Below are 361 nucleotides of genomic sequence, written 5' to 3'. Positions count from 1 at the left end.
TGTGACATTACCTTCCGGTAAAGGTTGTGTTGGTGTAATTGTAGCGTGACCTTGATCATCAGCTTCGCCTTCACCAATCTTATGCCCATCTTTATCGAATAACTCAACTTTAGAACCTGGTTCAGCTGTTACATTAATAGGCTCTTGTGTACCTGCTTTACCTGTTAAATCTGTGTCGATTACTGGTTTAGAAGGTGGCATATTATCTGTTACTTTTACAGGTTCAGAAGCTTCAGAAGTATTAGGATGTTCCGCCTTATCTGTCGCCTTCGCTGTGACATTACCTTCCGGTAAAGGTTGCGTTGGTGTAATCGTAGCGTGACCTTGATCATCAGCTTCACCTTCGCCAATCTTATGCCCA

At 42.9% G+C, this 361-nt stretch carries 1 pseudogene; it reads right to left on the bottom strand.

Annotation, left to right across the window (positions count from 1 at the left end):
- Positions 1-361, bottom strand: a pseudogene (locus tag CD111_RS12510) (YSIRK signal domain/LPXTG anchor domain surface protein); the annotation flags it as partial.

The organism is Mammaliicoccus stepanovicii, from assembly GCF_002902525.1.
Classification (GTDB): Bacteria; Bacillota; Bacilli; order Staphylococcales; family Staphylococcaceae; genus Mammaliicoccus; species Mammaliicoccus stepanovicii.
Note: the sequence above shows the minus strand (reverse complement) of the source record. Positions and strands in the feature narration are given on the sequence as shown.